At 49.0% G+C, this 20,422-nt stretch carries 15 protein-coding genes and 1 other annotated feature; all 15 genes read right to left on the minus strand.

Going from position 1 to position 20,422, the window contains the following annotated elements; all coding sequences use genetic code 11:
* Positions 1 to 5 precede the first annotated feature (5 nt).
* The 15 genes from KTG14_RS05705 to KTG14_RS05775 all read right to left on the minus strand — a co-directional run bounded on the left by KTG14_RS05705 (position 6) and on the right by KTG14_RS05775 (position 20,408).
* Positions 6 to 2,639, minus strand: a complete 2,634-nt coding sequence (locus KTG14_RS05705) for a valine--tRNA ligase (RefSeq protein ID WP_216970025.1) — start codon at positions 2,637 to 2,639, stop codon at positions 6 to 8.
* Positions 2,640 to 2,719: 80 nt separating this feature from the next.
* Positions 2,720 to 2,937 (minus strand) — a binding site (T-box leader).
* Between the two features lie 21 nt (positions 2,938 to 2,958).
* A complete protein-coding gene (locus tag KTG14_RS05710) occupies positions 2,959 to 4,026 on the minus strand; it encodes an AbrB family transcriptional regulator (RefSeq protein WP_308461991.1) in 1,068 nt (355 codons plus the stop codon).
* 150 nt (positions 4,027 to 4,176) lie between these two features.
* A complete protein-coding gene (gene hemL, locus KTG14_RS05715; RefSeq protein WP_216970026.1) occupies positions 4,177 to 5,463 on the minus strand; it encodes a glutamate-1-semialdehyde 2,1-aminomutase in 1,287 nt (428 codons plus the stop codon).
* 1 nt (position 5,464) lies between these two features.
* Positions 5,465 to 6,445 carry a porphobilinogen synthase gene (gene hemB, locus KTG14_RS05720; protein WP_216970027.1) on the minus strand — a complete coding sequence of 327 codons (981 nt, stop codon included), beginning with the start codon at positions 6,443 to 6,445 and terminating at the stop codon, positions 5,465 to 5,467.
* Positions 6,442 to 7,128, minus strand: coding sequence for a uroporphyrinogen-III synthase (locus tag KTG14_RS05725; protein ID WP_254178006.1), 687 nt, complete (start codon positions 7,126 to 7,128; stop codon positions 6,442 to 6,444). The genes hemB and KTG14_RS05725 overlap by 4 nt, the downstream gene beginning before the upstream one ends.
* The gene (hemC, locus tag KTG14_RS05730; RefSeq protein ID WP_216970029.1) at positions 7,121 to 8,050 is read right to left on the minus strand and encodes a hydroxymethylbilane synthase; all 930 of its coding nucleotides are present in this window, start codon (positions 8,048 to 8,050) and stop codon (positions 7,121 to 7,123) included. Before hemC ends, KTG14_RS05725 begins: the two co-directional genes overlap by 8 nt.
* 18 nt (positions 8,051 to 8,068) lie before the next feature.
* Entirely contained in the window at positions 8,069 to 8,899 is an 831-nt protein-coding gene (locus KTG14_RS05735; protein WP_216970030.1) for a cytochrome C assembly family protein, read from the minus strand.
* A 161-nt stretch (positions 8,900 to 9,060) separates the two neighbouring features.
* Complete coding sequence (gene hemA / locus KTG14_RS05740) at positions 9,061 to 10,443, minus strand: glutamyl-tRNA reductase (RefSeq protein WP_216970031.1); 1,383 nt, start codon at positions 10,441 to 10,443, stop codon at positions 9,061 to 9,063.
* Between the two features lie 1,871 nt (positions 10,444 to 12,314).
* Positions 12,315 to 12,896: a ribosome biogenesis GTP-binding protein YihA/YsxC gene (gene yihA / locus KTG14_RS05745; protein WP_216970032.1), complete on the minus strand. Its 582-nt coding sequence runs from the start codon at positions 12,894 to 12,896 to the stop codon at positions 12,315 to 12,317.
* Positions 12,893 to 15,220: an endopeptidase La gene (lon, locus tag KTG14_RS05750; RefSeq protein ID WP_216970033.1), complete on the minus strand. Its 2,328-nt coding sequence runs from the start codon at positions 15,218 to 15,220 to the stop codon at positions 12,893 to 12,895. Before lon ends, yihA begins: the two co-directional genes overlap by 4 nt.
* Before the next feature lie 163 nt (positions 15,221 to 15,383).
* Positions 15,384 to 16,655, minus strand: a complete 1,272-nt coding sequence (clpX, locus tag KTG14_RS05755; RefSeq protein WP_101190147.1) for an ATP-dependent protease ATP-binding subunit ClpX — start codon at positions 16,653 to 16,655, stop codon at positions 15,384 to 15,386.
* A gap of 172 nt (positions 16,656 to 16,827) precedes the next feature.
* Positions 16,828 to 18,129 carry a trigger factor gene (tig, locus tag KTG14_RS05760; RefSeq protein WP_216970034.1) on the minus strand — a complete coding sequence of 434 codons (1,302 nt, stop codon included), beginning with the start codon at positions 18,127 to 18,129 and terminating at the stop codon, positions 16,828 to 16,830.
* A 103-nt stretch (positions 18,130 to 18,232) separates the two neighbouring features.
* Positions 18,233 to 19,213: a tetratricopeptide repeat protein gene (locus KTG14_RS05765; RefSeq protein WP_216970035.1), complete on the minus strand. Its 981-nt coding sequence runs from the start codon at positions 19,211 to 19,213 to the stop codon at positions 18,233 to 18,235.
* Between the two features lie 64 nt (positions 19,214 to 19,277).
* A complete protein-coding gene (locus KTG14_RS05770; RefSeq protein ID WP_216970036.1) occupies positions 19,278 to 19,712 on the minus strand; it encodes an OsmC family protein in 435 nt (144 codons plus the stop codon).
* Positions 19,713 to 19,811: 99 nt separating this feature from the next.
* Positions 19,812 to 20,408, minus strand: coding sequence for a YdcF family protein (locus KTG14_RS05775; RefSeq protein WP_216970037.1), 597 nt, complete (start codon positions 20,406 to 20,408; stop codon positions 19,812 to 19,814).
* Positions 20,409 to 20,422 lie beyond the last annotated feature (14 nt).

Below are 20,422 nucleotides of genomic sequence, written 5' to 3' on the forward strand. Positions count from 1 at the left end.
TCCTATTACAGGTTCTTCAATTCTTCCATGCGTTTTTCAACGGTCGCATGCTTCTCAAGGTAATCCGCTTCTTTTTTGCGTTCTTCTGCCACTACCGCTTCCGGTGCTTTCGACACGAAACGTTCGTTCGACAATTTGCCTTGAACGAGTTTGACTTCTTTCGCCCATTTATCGAGTTCTTTTTGCAGGCGTTTCAATTCTTCTCCGATGTCGATCAAGCCTTCAAGAGGCATGAATAATTCCGCTCCGGATACGACCGCTGACATCGATTTTTCTGGTGCTTCGATGTTGTGGCCGATCGTCAACGTCTCTGGGTTGCAGAAACGTTCGATATACGCTGCGTTTTCTTCGAGCACTGACAACGTCGTCTCGTCTTTCGCGCTGATCGTCATCGGCACTTTCTTGCTCATTGGCGTCTGGACTTCCGCGCGGATCGTACGGACCGAACGGATAACGTCCATCAATAGCTTCATGCTGTCGGCTTTTTTCGCATCGCTCAGTGCCGAGTCGGCTGTCGGCCAAGCGGCAATCGTGATGGATTCGCCTTCAGTCGGCAAGTTCTGCCAGATTTCTTCCGTGATAAACGGCATGAACGGGTGAAGCAAGCGCATCGTGTTATCGAGCACGTATGCGAGCACCGAACGCGTCATTGCTTTTGCCTGTTCATCTTCCCCGTATAATGGCAATTTCGCCATTTCGATGTACCAGTCACAGAAATCATCCCAGATGAAGTTATAAAGCAAACGCCCAACTTCCCCGAATTCGTAGCGTTCCGCAAGGTCAGTCACTTGTTCGATCGTTTCGTTGAGGCGTGTCAAGATCCATGTGTCCGCTACGGATTTCTCGCCGGACAAATCGATGTCTTTGTGTTCCATGCCTTCCATGTTCATCATCGCAAAACGCGAGGCGTTCCAGATTTTATTGGCAAAGTTCCATACCGACTCGACTTTGTCGTTCGAGTAGCGCAGATCCTGTCCTGGAGATGATGCCGTGGCGAGGAAGTAACGCAAGGAATCCGCGCCGTATTCTTCGATAACGTCCATCGGATCGACGCCGTTGCCGAGTGATTTCGACATTTTACGGCCTTCCGCATCCCGTACAAGGCCGTGGATGAGCACGTCTTTGAACGGTTTTTCACCGGTGAATTCAAGCGCCTGGAAAATCATGCGCGATACCCAGAAGTTGATAATGTCATAGCCCGTTACGAGTGCATCGGTCGGGTAGTAACGGCTCAATTCATCGTTTTGTTCCGGCCAGCCGAGTGTCGAGAATGGCCATAGGGCAGATGAGAACCACGTATCCAGTACGTCTTCATCTTGCGTCCAGTTTTCTGCGTCCGCCGGTGCTTCGTGGCCCACATAGATTTCGCCGGTTTCGTTATGATACCAAGCCGGGATCTGATGGCCCCACCACAATTGACGCGAGATGCACCAGTCGCGGATGTTTTCCATCCAGTGAAGGTAAGTTTTCTCAAAGCGGTCCGGTACGAAATTGACGCCGTCTTCGCTCTTCTGGCTGTCGACCGCGGCTTTTGCGAGTGGCTGCATGTCCACGAACCATTGCGTCGACAAATACGGTTCGACGACAGCACCGCTGCGCTCGGAATGCCCGACGGAATGAAGATGTTCTTCAATTTTGAATAAAACGTCCATGTCCTGCAAATCTTTGATGATTGCTTTACGGCATTCGAAGCGGTCCATGCCTTCGTATTTGCCGGCGTTTTCGTTCATCGAGCCGTCTTCATGCATGATGAGAACGCGTTCCAAATTGTGGCGATTGCCGATTTCAAAGTCGTTCGGGTCATGGGCCGGCGTGATTTTCACGGCACCGCTTCCGAATTCGCGATCCACGTAATCGTCGGCAACAATTTCAATTTCACGGCCGATGATCGGTAAGATGACTTTTTTGCCGATCAAATGCTGGTAGCGTTCATCTCTCGGGTGAACGGCAACTGCCGTATCGCCAAGCATCGTCTCCGGACGAGTCGTCGCGATTTCTATATGGCCAGAACCATCAGCAAGCGGGTAGCGCATATGATAGAACGCACCTTGTACGTCTTTGTAGATAACTTCGATATCCGAGATCGCCGTTTGTGTCGCCGGGTCCCAGTTGATGATGTATTTTCCACGGTAAATCAATTTCTTCTCGTATAATTTGACGAATACTTCACGTACCGCTTTTGACAAGCCTTCGTCCAAAGTGAAACGCTCGCGTGAATAGTCGAGTCCAAGCCCGAGCTTCGACCATTGCTGGCGGATATGGCCGGCGTATTCTTCTTTCCATTTCCACGATTCTTCAAGGAACGCTTCGCGGCCCATATCATGGCGGGAACGGCCTTCTTCTTTCAGCTTGCCTTCGACTTTTGCCTGTGTCGCGATGCCGGCATGGTCCATTCCAGGAAGCCATAAAGCGTCAAATCCCTGCATGCGCTTCATGCGGGTCATGATATCCTGCAAAGTCGTGTCCCAGGCATGGCCCAAGTGAAGCTTGCCCGTTACGTTCGGCGGCGGGATGACGATCGTATAGGGCGTCTTGCCGCTTTCCGGTTTCGCTTCGAAGAATTTATTGTCCACCCACCAGTCGTAACGCCCTTGTTCGATTGCCTGCGGTTCGTATTTCGTTGATAATTGCTTGCTCATCCAAATTCCTCCTTTTGGCCAACATGCGGCACATTTTCTGTCGAACTTAAAAATGAATACAAAAAAACTCCTGTCGTCTCGTAAAGGACGAAGGAGTTTTTCGCGGTACCACCTTTATACACAGGCAGAATTCGCCTGGCTCTCAAGTTCGATAACGGATTCGCATCCGGTTCCCGCTACTCATTTCACGGCAACTGCTCCGAGGTGACATTCAAATGCGGTCCATGAAAGCCTCTCACCACTCGGCTCTCTCTCTGAAATGTCCCAGACACTTTACTATCCTCATCAACGCATCAATATCCTGTTAAGCTTATTGTACTCAATAGCCTGATTTAGCGTCAAGCTTTTTCACGTAGTAAGAGACGAGTGGCGCGGCGACGAGGAGAATAAAGAACAAACGGAACAAATGAAAGCTCGTCACCAGCGGCACGTCCGCTCCTGCTTCGAGTGCGGTAATCGTCATCTCCGCCATGCCCCCAGGAGCTGCACTCAAGAAAAAGTCGAGGAATAGATAATCCGGCAAGAGCAACTCCAGCCCGTAGGCAAGACCCGCTGAAAACGCGATGAGCAGTACGGTATTAAGAAATACCGCCCCCGTAATCCGTGCGTCCAAGGAATCACCGAGCTTTTCCATCGATAAGCCGAGATGCGCCCCGATCAACACTTGCGCGATGATGATGACAAGACCCGGCAAATCCACCAAGTCGCTGCCCGTTATAGTCTGGACAATCGCCATTGCAAGGACGGGCGCCATCAATTCCCGTGCTGGAAATGAAATGCGCTTCATGATCCAGTACAATACATAGCCGAAGACGAGCGCGATGCCGAATGCATAAGGCGAAAAACGAAAGCTCGCTTCCGTAATGTCACCTGGCGCGCGTCCCGACAAGAGTCCAGCGGCAAGCGGCACAGTGAAGACGATGAGCAGGATGCGAAAGGTCTGCATGACCGACACGATCGTCACATTGGCAGATTTCACTTCTTCAGAGATCAGCACCATCTGTGACAAGCCACCGGGCATCGAGCCGAGCAATGCGGTCGACATGGTCACCCGCGTCATGCGCTGGAATAACCATCCGAGCACTAAGGAAAACGCAATGACCGCAATCGTCATGATGAACATATACGGCAAATCCGCTGCCATTAACAGCACCGACTCCTGTGTAAATGCTGCGCCGATCTGCACGCCAAGCAGCAATAACCCGAGCGTCCGGAATACTTTCGGCCAGTGGAACTTCATATCGGTCACTTGACGCAAGATAAGAAAAGCCGCCATCGGGCCCAACAGCCACGGCAGGAACAAGCCGGTCAAGCTGAACAAAAAGCCAGCGCTAAGCGCGATGGCCAGAGTTATAAGAAAACGTTTCAATGCGTTACCAACTTTCACTAAATAAAATTCCAAGTAGTTTTATATTACCAAACTATTAGACAGAAAGTGAAATTCCCAAAAAGGTTGTGATATTAAAATTTAATTCAACTGCAAAAAAACCGCCCCTAAAAGCCAGTCTAGATGGCTTTCGAAGACGGTTCATTTTAATTATCTTGCCAGTTTCGCAAACACGTTATGGAATGCTTGAACGGTACGTTCGATATGTTCAGGTGTATGGGCAGTCGATAGGAACATGCCTTCAAACTGGGATGGCGGCAAGTAAATGCCTTCTTCCGCCATCAAACGGTAATACTCCGCAAATAACTCCAGATCGGAACTCGAAGCCGTTTCAAAGTTCGTCACTTCCTCATTCGTGAAGAAGAAGCCGATCATCGAACCAGCACGGTTGACCGTATGCGGGATATTGTATTTTTCAGCCGCTTCGCGGAAACCTTTTTCCAGCTGGTCACCACGTTCAACGAATGTTTCGTAGCTCGCTTCGTTCAAACGCGACAAAGTCTCAAAGCCTGCACGCATCGCGAGCGGGTTTCCGGACAATGTGCCCGCCTGGTAGATCGAGCCGCTCGGTGCGACTTGCTCCATGATTTCACGCTTGCCGCCGAATGCGCCGACAGGCAATCCGCCGCCGATGACTTTGCCGAGACATGTCATGTCCGGCGTGACGCTGTAATGCCCTTGTGCGCAATTATAGCCGACGCGGAAGCCAGTCATGACTTCATCGAAGATCAAGACGGTGCCGTTTTCATGCGTCAAATTGCGCAGCTCTTGAAGGAATCCTTCAGCTGGCGGGACGACGCCCATATTGCCGGCAACCGGCTCGACGATCACAGCCGCCAAGTCTTCACCGAACTCCTGGAACGCAAGACGTACGCTTTCTAAATCGTTGTAAGGAACGGTGATTGTATTTTTCGCCACTGATTCCGGAACGCCTGGTGAATCTGGCAAACCGAGTGTCGCAACACCCGATCCCGCTTTGATCAATAGGCTATCGCCGTGGCCGTGGTAGCAGCCTTCGAATTTCAAAATCTTGTTGCGTCCGGTATAGCCGCGAGCTACGCGAAGTGCGCTCATCGTCGCTTCAGTTCCGGACGATACCATACGGACCATTTCAATCGACGGCACGCGCTCTTGGACGAGTTTTGCCATATCGTTTTCAAGGGTCGTTGGTGTGCCAAATGACGTGCCAAGTGTTGCCTGTTCCTGGATGGCTTTCACCACTTCAGGATGGGCATGGCCCAGAATCAGCGGGCCCCAAGACAAGACGTAATCGATATACGTATTGCCGTCGATATCTGTAATGGTCGCGCCGCTGCCGGATTGCATGAAAATCGGTTCCATATTGACCGATTTAAAGGCACGCACCGGGCTGTTGACGCCGCCTGGCATAAGTGGTTTTGCTTCTTCAAATGCTTGTTTAGAGTTTTCGTATCCCATGTTATTTCCCCTCCAACCAGCGTACCGCATCTTTTGCGTGGTACGACATAAGAATATCTGCTCCAGCACGTTTCATGCTGAGCAAAGTTTCAAGAACGATTTTCTCTTCATCAACCCAGCCGTTCTGTGCGGCTGCTTTAACCATCGCGTATTCGCCGGAAACATTGTAAGCGACGATCGGGATATCAAAGTTATCGCGGACTTCACGGATAATATCAAGATAAGATAATGCCGGTTTAACGATCATGAAATCTGCGCCTTCATTGACATCGGAGGATGCTTCACGAAGTGCTTCCATGCGGTTGGCTGGGTCCATCTGATAGGTTTTGCGATCGCCGAATTGAGGCGTTGAATGCGCCGCCTCGCGGAACGGCCCGTAATATGCAGAAGCATATTTCACGCCATATGACATGATCGGGATGTTTGAGAATCCTGCTTCATCCAGGCCGTAGCGGATCGCTGCCACAAAGCCGTCCATCATATTGGATGGCGCAATGATATCTGCTCCAGCTTTCGCTTGAGACACAGCTGTACGCGCCAATAGATCAAGCGACTCATCGTTCAAGATGACGCCGTCTTCGATAACGCCGCAATGGCCGTGATCTGTATACTGGCATAGGCATGTATCCGCGATGACGACAAGTTCAGGATGGCGCTGTTTCGCAAAACGGATTGCTTCTTGTGTAATCGCATGGTCGTGGTAAGCTTGCGAACCAACCGGGTCTTTATCTTTCGGAACACCGAAAAGAATAACGGACGGAATGCCGAGTTCGACCACTTCATCCAATTCTTCACCGAGGCGGTCAATTGAATAATGATAGACGCCTGGCATAGAAGAAATCTCTTGTTTATAGTTTTCGCCTTCCACGACAAAAATCGGATAAATGAAATCCTCTTTTTGAATAGAAGTTTCACGGACCATTGCACGAAGATTCGCAGAACCGCGCAAACGGCGATGGCGATCAAATTTCAAGTCTTTCATAAACTGCAACTTCCTTTCGCTATTGTCTGGATGATTTCAAGATACGTATACGTTTCAGGGCGGAAATCGACTTCTCCCCCCGCTTCAATAATGGCTCTTTCGGTAATATGGCCGATCGCAGCAGTCCGGATGCCCTCAAAACTTCCGCCGGCTTCCGTGTAGGCAGATACTGCCGAAGGGCTGGCGAAAATAATCGTGACATTGGACATTCCTGCGAGCGCTTGTGCGTTGCTGTGCTTTTTGACGGTATCGTAGACGGTCCATTCATCAATCGCGAGCGGCATCGACAAAATCGTGTCTTTGGCGAGAGCTCCCCGGACAAACAAACAGCGTTCTTTGCCGGCAATGTCCGGAAATTCCTGGACAAAAACATCGGCACTGAACGTTGATGGAATGAAGTCGACCGTATAGCCGTTTTCTTCAAGCATTTCAGCGGTCTTATCGCCGACAGCCGCTATCTTCGCATCGATTTCTGGACGCAGCTTGCAAAAAGCTTCTGCGCTGTTGCGGCTCGTGAAAATCAACCAGCCATAACGCTCAAAATCAGGCGCACGGGTGTTTCTGAGCACCGTCTCGATCAGTGGATAATATTCCACCTGCGCCCCGTTCTGCAGCGCAAGCTCTGCCGCTTCTTTCGGCAAACGGCTGCCGGTAAAAATGATGACCGGTTTTTTCTTACACATTGCTTTCGGCGATGACACGCTGGATCAAATCATATCCGCCTTGTGCGCTGATTTTTTCAGCTACGATGCGGCCTGCTTCAATCGGGTCTTTGCCAGCCGCTGATTCTTTGTACACTTGGTCGCCTTCTGGAGCTGAGATTAATCCTGTGAAGGAAATTTCATCACCTGATACTGTCGCATATCCAGCAATCGGCACTTGGCAACTGCCGTTCATGTCTTTCAAGAATTTACGCTCCGCCGTTACGGCCAGTGCTGTTTCTTTATCGTTCACTTTCGCCAGTTCCGCAAGAAGCTCTTCGTCGTCTTCACGGCATTCAATGGCGAGTGCGCCTTGCCCGATCGCCGGCAGGCAGTCTTCTGTATTCATGAATTCAGTGACGATATCATCGCTCCAGCCCATGCGTTTCAACCCAGCAGCTGCCAGGATGATGGCATCGAAATCACCTGCATGGAGCTTTGCGAGGCGTGTATCGATATTCCCGCGGATCCACTGGACATCGAGGTCCGGGCGCAGTAAAAGTAGTTGCGAGCTCCGGCGCAAGCTGCTTGTGCCGACGACAGCGCCGACTGGCAAATCCATCAATTTCACATGGTCATTCGCAATGAATGCGTCGCGCGGGTCTTCCCGGTCCGGAATACAGCCAATTGCTAGACCTTCCGGAAGAACGGCCGGCATGTCTTTCATGCTGTGGACAGCGAAATCAATTTCCTTAGCATAAAGCGCTTCTTCGATTTCTTTGACGAAAAGCCCTTTGCCCCCCACTTTTGACAATTGAACATCCAGGATGCGGTCGCCTTTAGTGACGATTTCCTTGACCTCGAATTCAAACGGCGCACCTGCTGCTTTCATCTTATCGATGAATTGGTTGGTTTGCGTCAACGCAAGCTTGCTTCTTCTTGACCCTACAATGATTTTTCTCAACTGAATCCTACCTTTCTATTAATACCAAAAATGAAATTCCGATAAACGACTGCCGAAAAAGAAATTAATCAGCAAAATCAAAAACGCATACAAATGGGCCCAGGCATAGTTCATGCCATTCAAGTTGCCTCGCCGGTGACGCCATAGAATAAAGCTATAGACAATCAGCAGGATAAATGAACCCACAATTTTTATATCTAAAATGGAAAATTCCTCGAGCGATACCACTGCCCATTGGAAGCCAAGAACGAGTGAAACGAACAGCATCGGGATACCGACCAGGACAGAGATGGTCATGCCTTGTTCGGTCTGTCCGAGTGACGGCAGGCTGCTCCATTGCTTCGTCCATTTCTTTTGCTTCAATAGCCTGTACAGCAGCAGATGAAGCGCAGAAAAAACGAACGATAACGAAAATGCCGCATAAGACAGGATGGCGAACGTGATGTGGATGAATAACAACTCCGACACCAAGGCTTCCCCGACCGGCGACCGTTCTATCTGAACCGGCGCAAATGTATGAATAACCATAAAGATAAATCCAATGATATTGATCAAAAACACCGCAAAATCAAAACGATAGAAAATCCGCAAGACGAGCGATAGTGTAACCAATAACCACGCATAAAAATAAATACCTTCAAACAAAGTCAGTACCGGAAAGCGCTGGGTCTCTATGATGTAGAGCACCAGGAACACAGTCTGCAATAACCACACGGCCCCAAGAAGTGACATGGCGATCCGGATGGCTTTTTTCGTAGTATATAAGTAATCGACAAAATAAAAGACAAGGCTGACAGCATATAGTATAACCATAGCTTCATGCAGCCTTGCCATTGTTATATCAGCCATCCTATTCCCCTTCGTTTCCATAATTAAAGGCGTTTCGCCTCTACATTTTAACATATAGATTCGAAAACGCCTCATTATAAGATAGCTCTATCCCGCATTTGCGGCCCAGTTGGGTCATTTACAGCGAGGGAGATGAAAATCCACGCTAATAGGAAATGCTTTTATACAGTATAGCCTGGATTTTCTTGTCCTTGCAGCGTTTCTTGCTGCTTTTCAAGGCGTGCACGCTCGGCTTTTTGGCGCGTCGCAAGTGCTTGTTTTTCACGCTGCTCTTCGACTTCTTCTTCAATACCGAAAATCTGCATGAACATTTCAAGCTGTTCGCGTGATTTCTTCGCTGTGCCCATTTCCTTAGCCTGCAAAATCGGCTCTTTCAATAATTGGTTGATGATCGATTTCGTATGCTTATTGAGGATCTTTTTCTCGCGATCCGTCAAATCCGGCATTTTATTCTCGATGCTTTCCATCGTTTCCGCCTGGATGCCAAGCGCTTTTTCACGCAATGCGGAAATGACCGGAACAACGCCTAACGTGCCAAGCCAGTCGTTGAACTGCTCTGCTTCTTGCTCAATCATGCCGGCGATCTGTTTCGCCGCGCGTTCACGTTCAGCGAGGTTTGCTTCGACGATGCCTTGCATATCATCAATGTCATATAGAAAGACATTCTGAAGATCGCCGATGCGTGGATCCATATCACGCGGTACCGCGATATCGACCATGAACAACGGCTTGCCTTTTCTCAGCTTCTCAACAAACTGCATCAATTCAAGATCGATAACGAAATCCGTCGAGCCTGTAGATGAAATCAAGATGTCCGCTTCCAGTAATGCGCATTGCAATTGATTTAAAGGTTTGGCCATTCCGCCGAATTTATCAGCGAGCACTTCCGCTTTCTCGAATGTGCGGTTGATGACCGTGATACGGTCCGCTCCGCTGCCTTGCAGGTTCTTAATGGCGAGTTCACCCATTTTCCCTGCTCCGAGAATGACGACATGCTTGTTTTTTAATGAACCGAAGATTTTTTTGCCAAGCTCAACCGCTGCATAAGAAACCGATACGGCATTCTCGCCGATCGCTGTTTCGTTATGCGCACGTTTTGCCAGCGTCACCGCTTGCTTGAACAATTGATTGAATACCGTTCCGGTCGTGCCGATTTCTTGGCCTGCGAGGAAACTGGATTTCACTTGGCCGAGAATCTGCGTCTCGCCAAGGACCATCGAATCGATTCCGGCAGTGACACGGAACAAATGATCAATCGCTTCGTCCTGTTCATGAAGGAATAAATACTGTGAGAACTGCTCCATCGGAATGTCGAAATACGAAGCCAAAAATTGCTTCACGTAAAAACGACCGGTATGCAATTGATCCACGACGGCATAAATCTCCGTCCGGTTGCATGTCGATACGATGACGTTCTCCAATATGCTTTTTTGTTGTTGCAGGGCTTGCATCGCTTGTGGAAGCTCGCTTTCGATGAACGATAGCTTCTCGCGGATCGATACAGGCGCTGAACGGTAATTGACCCCGACTACGAGTGTATGCATGGGTTTAAAACACCTTTCGCGTTCCATATTTCATTTCCCTAAGTATACCACTTTTCCATCAGTTTATGCCTGCGATTTTGTGAACAAGGCATGAACCTGCTTGAACTTTGCTTTATCATACAAGGGTTTCCGCTATGGAAACTCCACTTTATAATCATTCTAAACTTAAGCTAATTACAATTCTAGCAAAGCGATTATGGTGTCACAAGTATAACGCTCGTAGTCGGAATTGACTGTGAACTTATGCATAATAGATGGTGATTTTCATGGTGTTGAATCGGGAAGAAGTTATGTGAATTACCGAATTTAAACAGGAAATTCTAGTGGTGGAGATTGCGCTTCAAGGGGACGCTTTCCGGAGGGCTCGCATTGAGCCGCTTCGATCGCTGCGCGCTCTGCAGGGTCTCAATTGTCTCGCTGATCCTCCCGGAGTCGCCCCTTTCCGCTCCATCTCTAGTTTTAGAGAGGAAATGAAATTCATCACACACTGAAGTAAGCGTGAAAAATTTTAATCGTCTTCGTAAATTCAAATTGAACAGCGCACGGAACTTCTCTGCAATATCAAGTCCAGCTAAGCGTCGCCAAGAGCGGATGAAAACAATTAACAGTGACACTTCTTCGCAAATCACATCCAATGAAATCTAAAAGCCGAACCGTGCATACGGGCGAGCCGACGCAATAAGACGAGTGTTCTTCTTGGCTTATTGTGGGAGGCATGCCCCAAGCGGGAGGGGGCTAGCTTCACGATGAAGTAATCATCGGCTGATTCATTTCACTATCAAGTCCAGCTAGGTGCCCCCACCAGCGGATGAAGTCAATCAACAGTGATACGTCTTCGCGCGCAATATCCAATGAAATCTAAAAGCCGAACCGCGCACACGGGCGAGCCGACGCAATAAGACAAGCGTTCTTCTTGGCTTATTGCGGGAGGCATGCCCCAAGCGGGAGGCGGCTAGCTTCACGATGAAATAATCGTCGGTCGATTTATTTCACTATCAAGTCTGGCTAGGTGTCCCTACCAGTGGATGAAACTAACTAACAGTGACACTTCTTCACAAATACAGTCCAATGAAATCTAAAAGCCGAACCGCACAAAAACCCGTGCTCAAGCATCGCAGAAAAATCGTTGCTCCCACATCTGCGAGCAGATGCGTCGCAAATGAATGGGCTCAACTTCCTTTCGCCCATTCATTGGCTAGCCGGAGCAATAAGACAAGTGTTCTTCATGGCTTATTGCAAGAGGCATGCCCAAAGCGGGAGGCGGCTAGCTTCACAATGAAGTAATCATCGGCTGATTCATTTCACTATCAAGTCCAGCTAGGTGCCCCCCACCAGCGGATGAAGCCAATTAACAGCGATACTTCCTCACACGCAATATCCAATGAAATCTAAAAGCCGAACCGCGCACACGGGCGAGCCGACGCAATAAGACGAGTGCTCTTCTTGGCTTATTGCGGGAGGCATGCCCCAAGCGGGAGGCGGCTATCTTCACGATGAAGTAATCATCGGTGATTCATTTCACTATCAAGTCCAGCTAGGTGCCCCCCACCAGCGGATGAAACCAATGAACAGTGACACGTCATCGCACGCAATATCCAATGAAATCTAAAAGCCGAACCGCGCATACGGGCGAGCCGTCGCAGTAAGTCAAGTGTTCTTCTTGGCTTATTGCGGGAGGCATGCCCCAAGCTGGAGGCGGCTATCTCGCGACGAACCCTACAAAAAACAATCTATCTCACTCACTTATCTAATTATCTCGTCCATATATTTCAGCTGGTTACTATTTGCAAAACAAAAAACAGGGCCCGGAAAATCATTGATTTTCTGGGCCCTGCCTTATTTCAAGCCAGTCAGGTGAACTACCTGCTTGCTTACATGCGTTTTTCGATTTCCTGCCAGGCGGCTTCTTGGCCGAGCCCAGTTTCGGAAGAAAAGACGATTAATGGATCGCCTTTCTCCATATCCAGTCCTTCACGGACGATTTTCTTATGCTTATCCCATTTGCCTTTCGGGATCTTGTCGGCTTTTGTCGCGATGATGATGCACGGGATGTTGTAATGTTTCATGAAATCATACATCATCTGGTCATCTTTGCTCGGTGGATGGCGCAGGTCGACGATTTGGACCACCGCGCGCAATTGTTCGCGGCTTGTAATATAAGTCTCGATCATCTTGCCCCATGCTTCGCGTTCGGTTTTGGAAACTTTTGCGTATCCGTAGCCTGGAACGTCGACGAAAAATAAGTCTTCTTCGATCTTATAAAAGTTCAAAGTTTGCGTTTTGCCGGGCTTCGACGAAATACGCGCCATGCTTTTGCGGCCGATGAGCTTATTGATAAAAGACGATTTCCCGACATTTGAGCGTCCAGCGAGCGCAAACTCGGGAAGCTCGGTTTCCGGGTATTGCGCTGGGCGAACCGCACTGATTACCAGTTCTACGTTATGGACCTTCATTCTTTTGCTCCTTCCAGCGCAATTTCCAGCGCTTGTTCCGCTTGGCTGACGAGGTGGAATTCCAATTCTTCGCGGATGGTTTCCGGAATGTCGTCGAGGTCGCGTTCATTTTCCGCAGGGACGATAATGGTCTTCAATCCTGCACGGTGGGCGCTCAAGGTTTTTTCCTTCAGTCCCCCGATTGGCAAGACGCGTCCGCGAAGCGTGATTTCCCCTGTCATGCCGACGTCGCGGCGCACGGGCCGCTTCGTGAGTGCTGAAACGAGCGCTGTCGCAATTGTTACACCGGCGGATGGGCCGTCTTTTGGAACGGCTCCTTCCGGTACGTGGATATGAATGTCGTGTGCTTCCTGGAAATTCGGATCGATGCCAAGCGATTCCGCTTGTGCACGCACAAATGACAACGCGGTCTGTGCCGACTCTTTCATGACATCGCCCAGTTTACCGGTCAATTGCAGCTTGCCTTTACCTGCAGATAAAGACACTTCGATCTGCAAAGTGTCACCGCCGACAGCCGTATAGGCGAGGCCAGTCGCAACGCCCACTTGGTTCTCACTTTCAGCCACGCCGTAGCGGAATTTCTTCTTGCCGAGATAGCTTTCGACTTCTGCCGAGCCAACCGTCACGTGTTCTTGTTCTTTCGAAACGATTTGCTTGGTCACTTTCCGGCAAACAGAAGCGATTTGGCGTTCCAGACCGCGCACGCCGGCTTCCCGTGTGTAATAACGGATCATAGAAACGAATGCGTCTTCTTGGAAATCCAATTGTTCCGGTGTCAGGCCATGTTCTTTCAATTGTTTTGGCGCCAAATGGTTTTTGGCGATCAATTTCTTCTCAAGTTCTGTATAGCCAGCAATCGAGATGACTTCCATGCGGTCGCGCAGCGGCCCTGGAATCGATCCGAGGTCATTAGCAGTCGCAATGAACAGCACATTCGATAGATCATAGCTTTCTTCGATGTAATGATCGCTAAAGGAATTGTTTTGTTCCGGGTCCAATACTTCAAGCATCGCTGACGACGGGTCACCGCGGAAGTCATTAGACATTTTATCGATTTCATCGAGCAGGAATACCGGATTGACGGTGCCTGCTTTTTTCATTCCTTGAATGATGCGTCCCGGCATTGCGCCGACATATGTGCGGCGGTGGCCACGGATTTCGGATTCGTCACGCACGCCGCCGAGCGAGATGCGGACGAAATTGCGGTCGAGCGAATCGGCGATCGAACGGGCAAGTGATGTCTTACCGACACCTGGAGGCCCGACGAGGCACAGGATCGGCCCACGCAGCGATTTGGTCATTTGTTGGACGGCCAAATATTCCAGCACGCGTTCTTTAACGGTTTCAAGGCCATCGTGGTCGCGGTTTAGCACTTCTTCTGCATAATTGATATCCAAGCGGTCTTCTGTTGTTTCAGACCAAGGAATCGTTACGAGCCATTCAATGTAATTGCGGATGATGCCGCTTTCCGCCGCAGCTGAAGGCAATTTTTCGTAGCGATCCAACTCTTTCAACGCCGTCTTCTCGGTCGATTCCGGCATGCCGGCTTCTTCGATGCGTTTTTTCAAGTCAGCCACTTCTGCGCCTTTGCCATCCTTGTCGCCGAGTTCGGTTTGGATCGCTTTCATCTGTTCGCGAAGATAGAACTCTTTTTGAGTTTGCTCCATCGCTTTTTTCACACGGTCGTTGATGCGTTTTTCGATGTCCGCCACTTCCTGCTCGTTATGCAGGCGGCTGATCAAGAGTTCAAGGCGTTTCGTGATATCGAAGGTTTCAAGCACTTCCTGCTTGCCTTGCAATTTTAGCGATAGATGGGAAGCGATCATATCCGCTAAACGGCCCGGTTCTTCGATGTCCGCAACTGTATTGAAGGTTTCAGTCGTCACTTTTTTCGAGCCTTTGCCGAAGATTTCGAATTGCTCCAGCAAAATGCGCATCAACGCATCTTGTTCGGCATCGCGTTCCGGTTCATCCGGGAATGAAGTGACTTCCACTTGCGTGAATTTCTCACCTTCTTCGTATTGGTTCCACTGGCCGCGTTCAAGGCCCTCCACTAACACGCGGATCGTGCCATTCGGCAATTTCAGCATTTGTTTTACGTATGCCAAGGTGCCGATTTTATGCAAATCGTCTTTGTCCGGCTGTTCCACTGCCATGTCTTTTTGAGTCGCCAAAAAGACGATTTGGTCATCCATCATCGCTTGCTCCAATGCTGCTACTGAACGCTCCCGGCCAACATCAATATGCAAGACCATCGACGGGAAGACGAGCAGCCCGCGGAGTGGCAAGAGCGGGACTTGTTTTGTCACTTTTTTCTTCGCCATAACTAAGTGCACCTCCGTCATTTCTCTTTCTCTCTATCAGTCTGCGCGAAACTATCTCGAAGACTGTGGTTTTTTCGTGGAAAAAGGGCTGACCCCCATACGCGCGGATGTGCACGATTCAGAGTCAGCCCGTATCATCCTATTCTTGTGCATCAGCCAAACTTTAAGCAGATGTTTTTTCGTTATTGCCGTTATCGTACTCAGTGCCGTCTTCCAGCATCAATTTCGGCTGTGAATTCTCGGTCACCGTTTCTTTTGTAATGATGCATTCGACGATATCTTCACGGGATGGCAAATCATACATGACATCAAGCATGATGTTTTCAATGATTGAGCGCAATCCGCGTGCGCCTGTTTTCCGCTCGATCGCGAGGCGGGAAATTTCAATCAGCGCGTCGTGTTCGAATGTCAATGTAACGCCATCAAGCTCCATCATCTTCTGGTATTGCTTGATGAGTGCGTTTTTCGGCTCTGTTAGAATCTGCACAAGTGCATTTTCATCCAATTGCTCAAGGCTTGCGAGCACTGGCAGACGGCCGATAAATTCAGGGATTAAGCCGAATTTCAATAAATCCTCTGGGATTAATTGGCTAAGAAGGGATTTTTCATCCATTTCTTCTTTGTTCGGATCTGCGCCGAAGCCGATGATTTTATTGCCGAGGCGGCGTTTGATAATTTGGTCGACTCCGTCAAACGCACCCCCTACGATGAACAGGACATTCGTCGTATCGATTTGGATGAATTCCTGATGAGGATGCTTACGCCCGCCTTGTGGGGGAACGCTTGCTGTTGTGCCTTCCAGGATTTTCAGCAAGGCTTGCTGTACGCCCTCACCGGAAACGTCGCGTGTAATCGACGGGTTCTCGGATTTGCGTGCCACTTTATCGATTTCATCGATATAGATGATGCCTTTTTCTGCACGGTCCACATCGTAGTCTGCTGCTTGGATCAATTTGAGCAAGATGTTCTCGACATCTTCCCCGACATAACCAGCTTCAGTAAGCGATGTTGCATCCGCAATGGCAAACGGGACGTTCAAGATGCGCGCGAGTGTTTGCGCTAGCAAAGTTTTCCCGCTGCCTGTTGGCCCAATCAAGACGATATTCGATTTCGAAAGCTCGACATCGTCGATCTTGCTTTGGGAATTGACGCGTTTGTAATGATTGTAAACCGCTACTGCCAAGGATTTTTTCGCCTTGTCCTGGCCGATTACATAGCCGCCAAGGATATCCATGATTTCTTTTGGTTTTGGTACTTCTTTGAACTCAGTTTCTTCTTCTGTGCCGAGTTCCTCTTCTACGATTTCTGTGCAAAGTTCGATGCACTCGTCGCAAATATATACACCTGGCCCTGCGACCAGTTTACGCACTTGTTCCTGCGGCTTACCGCAAAACGAACATTTCAAATGTTCTTTTTCATCGTTAAATTTGAACAATGTAGTCACCCCTATTCAAGCCATTATGTTACAAGATTATTTTGATTGTATCAACTAATTAGAACTATGCCAAAGAAACTGCCTTTATATGTAGGAACGTGAATTTGTTTGCCATTATGTATAGAAAACAAGGTGCGGTTGCCGCACCTTGTCCTATTAAGAATCTTATGTGTTATTCAGCAGCTTTAGCGTCAGTGACTTTAGCGTTTTCTACTAGGAACTCAACCGTGTTCTGCATACGGATGTCGTTTTCTAGCATTTCAGTGCCACCTAGAGCTGTTTTGATTTGTTCAGCGTCCATGTTAAATTGGCCAGCCATTTTCTCAAGCTCTTTGTCGATGTCTTCAGAAGTGACTTCCATGTTTTCCGCTTTCGCGATCGCTTCAAGCGTCAATGATACGCGTACGCGTGTTTCAGCGTCAGCTTTCATCTGCTCGCGAAGTGCGTCTTCGTCCTGGCCCGAGAACTGGAAGTACAATTCCTTGTTCATGCCTTGCTGGCTTAGGCGTTGTTCGAAGTCTTGCATCATGCGGTCGATTTCAGAGTCGATCATCGCTTGCGGGATTTCAACTGTAGCGTTTTCTGCCGCTTTTTGTACAAGCTGATCGCGCATTTGCGTCTCAGAAGCGTTTTCTTTCTCCGCTTTCAAGTTTTCTTTCATTTTCGTGCGAAGTGCATCAAGGCCTTCTACTTCTTCGTCAAGTTCTTTAGCGAACTCGTCGTTTAGTTCAGGCAATTCTTTCGCTTTCACTTCGTTTACCGTTACTTTGAACGTCGCTGATTTTCCAGCAAGCTCTTCAGCGTGGTATTCTTCAGGGAAAGTGACTTCTACGTCTTTTTGTTCGCCAGTTTTAGCGCCGACCAATTGCTCTTCGAAGCCTGGGATGAATGAGTTTGAACCGATTTCTAGCGAGTAGTCATTGCCTGCTCCGCCTTCAAACGCTTCTCCGTCTACAAATCCTTCGAAATCGATAACAGCTGTGTCGCCGTTTTCAATTTGTCCGTCTTCTTTGACAGTCAATTCAGCCATGCGTTCTTGGCTTTCTTTCAATTGCTCTTCGATTTCCTCATCCGTCACGTTCATGTCTTCTTTGGAAACTTCAAGCCCTTTATATTCGCCAAGTTCTACTTCAGGTTTCACTGTTACTTTAGCAGTGAATACCAATGGCTCATTCTTTTCTAATTTTTCGATGTCGATTTCAGGGCGGTCAACCGGGTTGATGCCTGCTTCTTCGACAGCATTCGCGTAAGCGTCAGGAAGGATAAAATCAAGTGCATCCTGGTAAAGAGATTCTACACCGAAACGTTTTTCGAACATTTGGCGTGGCATTTTCCCTTTGCGGAATCCTGGTACGTTAATTTCCTTAACGACTTTTTTGAACGCTTTATCAAGCGCGCCGTTTACTTCTTCAGCCGGCACTTCTACTGTAAGAACTCCGACGTTACCTTCTTGCTTTTCCCATTTTGCTGACATGTATAAGCCCTCCAAACAATTTTTTACAAAGTCATGTACGAAATTTGTACGATTTTTGACAACTTCCACATTATATCACACATACGAGCAGGTTCAACTATTTCTACCCATTGCGCAATTCTATGTACGCCTCTGCCTGTATGAGCAATTCCAGCAGGTTCGGATCGACTTTTGTTTCCACTTCCCCACTGAACAAACTATCGAGATACGCGTGGTAGGCTTCAGCGATCTCCGCTTCCTCAAACTCTTCCCAGAAAAACGGATACAAGAGATAAATGTGCCGGTCGACTAGTTCCATTGCCATCTGCAGCTTGGCGGGCTCTTTTTCCAAAGCCCCCTCCAAGCGCTTGCGAATTCCAAGCAGACGAGAGTCCTTTAATGGATCCGGCAGCTCGTCAATCGACACCTCATTTGAATAATGGAACTTTTCGACACTCACCGTCCCGCTGATCTGTTGTTCACGAAGCATGAGCAGCAGATAGGATTTCGCCACCCAATCCACTTCCGGATGCTTGATCAATTCGACTAGCTGCTTCTTCATGGCACCATACGCTTCTTTTGGCAATTCGGTCACCCGCTGCTCCTGTTCGGCAGCGCTAAGCGGCAAAAATTGCTCCAAGCTGAACTGGCCCGTTTCCCGTTTGGCAGAGGCAGCACTTTCGGCGATGCGTTCATTGAGATCACGCAATTGATGGAATTGCTCCAAACGCTCTTTTGGCAAGACATTTTCCTCGATGAGCACTTCGATCATCTTCTCAGCTTCTTCGAATTCCTTTACTTGCATTAAAATGCTTATGTATAGCTCCATCGTCTCCAAATAATGGATCGGGCCGACGCGCAGCAATTCCTGCACGACTTCAAGTGCTTCCTCGAATTCCCCCAACTCATATAAGCTGTATGCATAGCCCCCGAGCGCCGCTGCATGGTCCGGCTCGTAGACAAGCACTTGGTACAGTTTATCGCGGGCGTCGGCATATTGTTCGTTCTTTAAATTGGTCATCCCTTCCGATAGCAGCCGTGTGACCGTTGTCGGAAAGACGATGACATTGCCCCTGCGCTTCAAATCCCCAAATCTCTTCCGCATCCTACCACCTCTTTGTCCATTCATCATACCATAGGGAAATACGCTGTGAAAACGAAAGCCGGCGCTATTTTGCGCCAGCCTCTTCGCCATTCAAAACCAGTTTGTACGTGACGTCCGCTTTTAAGGAATGGGCGACCGGGCAATATTTCTCCCCGCTTACTTCGATGGCATGCCAGACCTTCTCTCTATCGATATCGCCTTCTACGATAAAGATCACCATAATCGCCAGAAATTCCTTCGGCGGGTTTTGGCGTTTGTCGCCTTCCGTGATGATTTCAATCGAGCGAAGCTCTTTCATCTTGGCGCGCAAGATCATCACGACGTCCATGCCGACGCATCCGGCAAGCGAGCCGAGCAGCGCCTGCATCGGAAGTAAGCCTTGGTCGTTGCCGACTCCCTGATGGGCATCCATCCGGAGCTTATGGCCGCCCTGTCCCGCGGCTTCAAATACAAAATCCCCTTGCCATTTCGTGCTGAGTTTCAGTCCATTGGTTTCCATCTGCAACACGCCCCCCACAGCTTTTTATCAGTGTATCACTCAGGGCTGTGGTGTTCATCTGTTAAATAAAAAAACTGTCCACAAGACGGGACAGTTTCATTAATTGACGGCGTGCATCGCGACGTAAGCCATATAGCAAACGACTTCACGGGCAAAGAACGGGGCGATGTTCGCAAAGCCCTTGAATTCAGTCGAAGGCGTCGGCGAGGAATGGGCGTCGATTCCGGCGTGTTCCGCCATAAGCAGCGCACGCTTCATATGTAAGGGGTCGCTGACGACAAGAAAGCTCGACAAATCGTTTTCTTCTGCCACCTCACCAGCGAAGAGGAAGTTCTCTTCTGTGATGAGTGACTGAGTCTCGATCAAAATATCTTCTTCAGGAATGTTATTGCGGATCGCAAAATCGCGGCTTACGATCGCCTCGGCAAGGTCCGCCCCGTCCGTGATGCCGCCTGTAAAGATGATCTTCTCGACATAGCCTTCCTCGTATAGATCGATGGCGTGGCGTATGCGTTGCTCGAGCACCGGTGAAGGCTCACCGCCGATGACTTTCGTGCCGAGCACAATCGCCGCATCGGCTTCCATCAACTCGGATTCGCCGGCAAAGGTCCAAATACTTGTTGCCGTCGCCGCAATTAAAATGGTTAATATAAGAGAAAATACAATCAAAATCCGTTTCCATTTGTTTCTGAACACTTGTCATTTCCACC

The sequence above is a fragment of the Planococcus sp. CP5-4_YE genome, assembly GCF_019042655.1.
Classification (GTDB): domain Bacteria; phylum Bacillota; class Bacilli; order Bacillales_A; family Planococcaceae; genus Planococcus.